Below are 6,125 nucleotides of genomic sequence, written 5' to 3' on the forward strand. Positions count from 1 at the left end.
GTGAAACCAGTCGCGCCATTCGCGAAATCATGACCATGGCGGATTTGGCTAATCGCTATGTGGATGAACAGGCACCCTGGGTGGTGGCGAAACAGGAGGGCCGTGAGGCGGATCTGCAGGACATCTGTTCGATGGGGATCCAGCTTTTCCGGGTGCTGATGACCTATTTGAAACCGGTGCTCCCCTCACTGGCGGCGCGAACGGAAGTTTTCCTTGCTTCACCGCTCACCTGGAACACAGTTTCCACACCGCTGGTGTCCCATCGTATCAGTCCTTTCAAGGCGCTATTCAGCCGGATCAAACTGGCGCAAGTGGAAGCCGTTGTTGAGGCATCGCGTCAGGAAATGGCAGAGGCCAGCGCCCCGGCGGTAGAGCCGAAAAACGCGCAAACCGGGCCTCCTCCTATTATCGCCGCCACAATTGCGTTTGATGATTTTGCCAAAGTGGATATGCGTATGGCGCTAATTAATCACGCCGAGCACGTGGAAAGTTCGGATAATTTGCTGACGCTTACGTTTGATCTAGACGGTTCAAGCCATCAGGCGTTCTCCGGTATCCGCGCTGCCTATCCCGATCCTCAGTCGCTTGACGATAATAGTAGCCAATCTGGCGCAGCGTAAGATGCGCTTTGGCTTATCGGAAGGCATGGTTATGGCGATGGCCGCCTACCCCGAGATATTTTCCTGCTCAGCCCGGGCAGCGATGAAATAGCTACTGCCGTCCGAGAATGCGCAGCAGTGGCTATTTCACCGCTGCCCGGACATTTTCATTCTATTGATCTCCACTCTTTTCCACCGTCAATCCATCGCGCGTTTATTTCACAAACCTTATTCCTACCCGCTACTGTTCAGTTTACTGGAAAGTCGTTACTCTGAATGCGAATACAAAGTAATCATAGATGTGTGTTGTAATGCTGCTGGCTTGTTTGTCCTTATCCGCTGCGGGCGTTCACGCCGAACGCAGTATTACCTCCATTCATAACGAGATTGACAATACCTCTACTTGGCGATGACGACAGTGCGGCTGGAGAGGAATGCTCCAGCCGCACTGCAATCATTTACCACAGACGGCTATTGCCGCGCCGCCGCAAAATTGGACTCGCAAGCAATGGTTCGACTACCCGCCTCACCGCGCAAAACTCTCCTATACCTGCATCGTTACAGTCCACAAGGTTCCTTTATTAGCAAAATTCATTGGCACTAACGTAACCCGGGGTTTTTCAACCGCATTTTTCACCTCATCATAATGGAAACGCTGGCTAATGATAAAAAAAATGAACACCGACACGTTGCTTTTAAGTCGTTTTTATAGAACCTTTATCAAAAAATTATTGCTCAAAATCGATGAAATTCAGAGTACCTACATAGCATCAATACACAATGTGAAGAAGTGTCGTCTTCAATTGCACTACTTATCCCTCGCCATGTGCCGTTGTTGGGCGGACACGATCGAAACCACGATATCATATAACGACACGTTGCGCAGTATTTCGTGGGACTACCTGTACGGTGCGATAACCCTGTCGGGTTTTCATAATAAGTATCAGAAAAAATTAGGGCGTGCTACCCCTGACACTTTACTGTATGAATTGGAAATATACTCCTGTAGAATATTGTTCAGGACAACGCGCGCCCGCTCCTCTAACGCTTTCAACATTTTTACCATCCGTTCTCATGGCTGTTGACATTAGAAAGTGCCCAACACTATTTTCTAGCGCTTTTATGGAACGGACGCTGTTTTATCCCGCCGAATAGCTATATGCCGCTTTAGAAGCACTACGACCGAATCTCGAAAAAAAATAATGTCATTTGAACGAGTACTATAACCTATATAGCCAGTATGAAATATACCGGGAACTTGTCGATAATCCCTATCTTATCGACTTCGATCTACGCTTTGCCGAATTGTTGGTCTATTTTAATTAGTGTTACCCGCCCTGGTCTATGCCAAAAGCAATGGCCACGACAGAAGCCCAGTTGTTTCTCCCAACGTTCTAGAAGCTCTTTCTCCTGGATTTGCGGCATCTGTTCAACCTGAATGACGTCTTGGCCATTGTGCTTTCCCTGGTGGCCCTATTCCCAGGCCTGCCGACCGTTGGGATTATAATATAACCTTCCTCCCCCAGGAAAGGTACCGATTTCCTTTAGGACGCCGTCTACCTGCCAAGCCGTGACATGATAGAGAAAATTTGTCCATAGCGGGGTTATATGAGGCTTCTTGATATTTCATAGCCTCAGTAACGAGATACGGGTCTGTGATGCATAGTCCGGATTACGCTCGGTTTTGGCGGCGCGCGCAGACGTGATAGTCTAGATAAAACGCCGGAAAGGAGCATGGGTTATTTTTGATGCCGACGCCCGGTTGCCACCGGTATTTTTGGCGGGGCATGACCAGAGGTTTGACACTCGGGCAATAGCGCGTGGCCTGTGCCATCTCGCTAGTGACGGCACACCACCCTGCACCGGGGGTGTGGCTATAACGACGAGGTGGACTTCAAAAGCGATAGCAGGCGGTTTTTCTTTTTGGGCAAAATGACCAGCAATCTAGAAAAACCGTGGGATCAGCGGGATGGCACCACCCTCCTAACGACCAGAGCAGAAGCAAGCCCAGATCAACGCATAAGCATAGCATGGGAAACGCATCCAAAAGCTACCTTTATTGAGCCATTGCTGAGCGTGAAAAACGAAAAACTGTTAATATGCCGCATGTCCCCCGCAGTAAATAACGGCCGCACCGCATGAATTTGGCGGGCGAGGCGAGGAAATACGCCGGTTTTTATTTGGGGACATCAAAGCCAATTTACGCCAGTTACAATAACGTATTGCGGCGAACGCAACCACCTTTTCGGATTTTCTAAACCTGTTTTTCAAACAGTCAGATGGATGATAGCACACTCGCCCAAAACATGGCGTTATTTAAAGCCATCGTGTAGAGCGGCCAGTGACTTTATTGATATTATTTTCTTTGGTTAATTATACAAATATTGCTATAGTGAGAATGGGAGACGGTAAACTCAGGGCGAATATTACTCTACTATCGCCTACCATGCTGAAAAAAACGCCGTCGTTTTATGCGGCTCAAGGTTTACGTTAAGGGCCTGGTGGTTATCACGGATTCTTTGTTCAATCTTTTGAATTGTTCCGGATGCTAGAATGCGAATAAAAGGCAACATTTAGTTGATGATGAATTGATAAAGCAAATTATCCTGCTTTCCTTACCTACTAATTGGTTCATCTCCATACGATACGCCACGATATAGGGACCCCGGTGCAGAAGATCTATTCCACTGACTCGGGAGAACATCTCTCCTTGATTAGCATGCACCACCATCATGGACTGATAAGATATTTATCTCACTACGCCGAAAAAATGCACTTGTCTCCGTCCCCATCTTTGAGAAAGAGGAAAATAATTTTATTCAACACCACGCCGAGCTGAAAAACGCGCTCTTGATGACAAGCATGGATTGGCTAATGTTGATTATACACGACTATAGTGACGGTCACGTCGCTAGTACGGGCGCGCCGCCCTGGCTCCGTGTTAGGGCCGAGCATAGTTGCTACTCTAGCAGCGTCATCTGGCCGTCTGTGATAGATCGCATATGTTAACATTTAATTGTATGATAAATGTGTCATCGCTAGGATAGTTACTATATGCAAGATTTTGCCCAATGCTTGAGCCATTGTCCGGGAATGTATCCTCATTTACCTTTTTTGTACACTGGCATCTTCTTTTCTGCTCTACTGCTATTCGTTATTCCCGGCAGCATTATCGGTATGTTACTGCTTTTTCTGTTGCTCTCTTTTCAACTGATGCCACTGCTGTAGTTAAAACTCGGCTGTTAAGTGTTAATCCGCTATATGGCGCTATATTCGTTATTCGTTCCTATCGGCGTCGGGGTAATGAATTATTATCAGCAGATTACCGCTATCGCACACGACATCAGCGGCAATCTGTATTTCGGTGCCAATATAGAATTTCACGCCGCGCCGCTGTAACAAACGATGCATGCGGAACAAAGCGCCATTGCCCATGCCTAGCTGAGGGGAGAAAAACGTCTGTGAGCATTGATGGCCAATTTTATACACCCTGCTACTGCCGACAGTTCATGAATGAATTAAACAGCGGCACCAATTTAATTTTCTGTCTGCCCTAGCTCCCCGCCGCGAAGCTAGCGCGCTACCTTCCCGACGCGTTCAACCCCCGTGATCTCGCTATTCAAAACCTGCTACTCGATGAGATCGACCATCATTTCTCCGCCGTGGTATGGATAGATCATGGGCTGAAAGTTGCTGAATAAAGACAGCACATTTCCCTGTAAGGGTGTGATAATTTCAATTTGTAGGGTTTGCTGTCGGATACGGTGTAGCTATTGAAGAGGAGGCGAAACGCGCCTGGCGTCAATACCAGGATTTCCACATCAATATCGATCGCTACATTTATATGTAAAATATTCAAGATACGAATGAAACGCTTTTATCAGTTACTTGCGACATACCTGGACGAAATGCTGTCGATTATTTATACAAGATAGTCGGCGAGGCCTGCGAGCATTTTTCCGACATTTATCGCCGCTCGCGTAGCGTATTTATTTCCTATAATAACCGTGATAAAATTGAAGATATGCTGCAAAACGCCACCAAGCAAAATGACAAAGTTATCGTCGTGACCGACGGTAAACGCATCTTAGGCCTGGGAAATCAGGGGATCGGCGGCATAGGTATCCCTATCGGTAAGCTATCGCTTTCCTTCGGCGGTATAAAGTCCCGCGTATAACCTTCCGGTCGTGCTCGATGCCGGCACTAATAATCAGTAATTACTCAACGACCCATTATATATGGGCTGGCGCCGGCCTCGTATAACCAACCGGGCGAACAACATGATGATTTCATCGACGCCTTTATTAAGGCGGTAAAGCGCCGCTGGCCGAATATAGCTGCTACAACTTGAAGATTTCATCCAGAAAAAGTGAATACTGTTACTAAACCACTATTGCAGCGCATTATGTTGCTTCAATGATGATATTCAGGGTACTGCCGCGGTAACGCTTGGTTGTCTACTGGCCGCTAGACGCGCCATGGGTAACGGCCTGCGCGATAAAAAGATGATGTTTCTCAGCGTAGGCTCTGTCGGTTGCGGTATCCCGAACAAATTATCGCGGAAATGCGCACTGAGGATCTCAGAGAAGACGATGTTCACCGCCGCATCCTGATGGTCGATCGCCTTAGCCTGCTGACCGACAAACTGGCTAATCTGCTAGATTTTCAAAGCCGTCTGGTCCAGTCCAGCGAAAGTATTCGTGATTGGCCGCTGGAGAGCGATACCATTTCGTTCGCTGTAAGATGTGGTACGTAACGCTAGACCCATAGTATTGATTAGCGTTTCCGGCCAGCCGGTGCTGTTTACCGAAGAGATTATCCGGGAGATGCACCAACACTGCGAGCGACCCATTATGATGCCGCTGTCCAATCCCACATTGCGCGTGGAAGCGACGTCGGAAGACATTTTATTCTTGACCGACGGTATGTCGCTGGTCTCGACTGGCAGCCCCTTTACGCTTGTGAAGATAGAGGGTAAAAGCTACCTGATTGCTCAGTGCAATAACGCCTATATTTCCCCGGTATCGGGTTTGGGCGTATTAGGCTTCGTGGGCGTAATCCAGATTACGGAGACTATGCTAATTGTGGCCAGGCCGCGCGCTAGCGGATTTCTGCCACTTGCCAACGGTTACAGCGGCGCGCTGTTGCCGGATATTAACGACATCCAGGCGGGGTCTCACGTGTGATTTTCATGGCGGTCACTAAGGCAGCGCAGGTTCACGGGGTTGCATTGGTGACCTCCGAGGAAACGCTTTCTCTTGCCATCGAGCATAATTTCTGGCATCCGCAATATCGCGAATTATCGTCGCACCTCTCTTTAAACCCGCCATCAACCAGTGTGGAAACCCGACCGGTAAACAGGCAACTTTGCAGCATGGATCTGACTTGTTCCTTACACACCTTGCTTCAGCTTGAAAGGTAAAGTAGCCTTGGAGCCATGAAACTCTCGGAGGAATCGGCAGAGGCTATAGCATGTTGAAACGCCTGATTTTAACCATGTTAATTATCGCAGGCGTTCTCGTACTG

Annotated in this window: 4 pseudogenes; all 4 read left to right on the forward strand. The window is 48.1% G+C overall.

Features of this window, described 5'->3' with window-relative positions:
* Nucleotides 1-701, forward strand: a pseudogene (gene metG / locus BG74_RS18415) (methionine--tRNA ligase); the annotation flags it as partial.
* A 3,012-nt stretch (nucleotides 702-3,713) separates the two neighbouring features.
* A pseudogene (locus tag BG74_RS18420) lies at nucleotides 3,714-3,929 on the forward strand (CidA/LrgA family protein); the annotation flags it as partial.
* A 284-nt stretch (nucleotides 3,930-4,213) separates the two neighbouring features.
* Nucleotides 4,214-4,300 (forward strand): annotated as a pseudogene (locus BG74_RS21030) (hypothetical protein); the annotation flags it as partial.
* A 71-nt stretch (nucleotides 4,301-4,371) separates the two neighbouring features.
* Nucleotides 4,372-5,920 (forward strand): annotated as a pseudogene (locus tag BG74_RS09165) (NAD-dependent malic enzyme); the annotation flags it as partial.
* Between the last annotated feature and the right edge of the window lie 205 nt (nucleotides 5,921-6,125).

The organism is Sodalis-like endosymbiont of Proechinophthirus fluctus (assembly GCF_001602625.1).
Classification (GTDB): Bacteria; Pseudomonadota; Gammaproteobacteria; order Enterobacterales; family Enterobacteriaceae.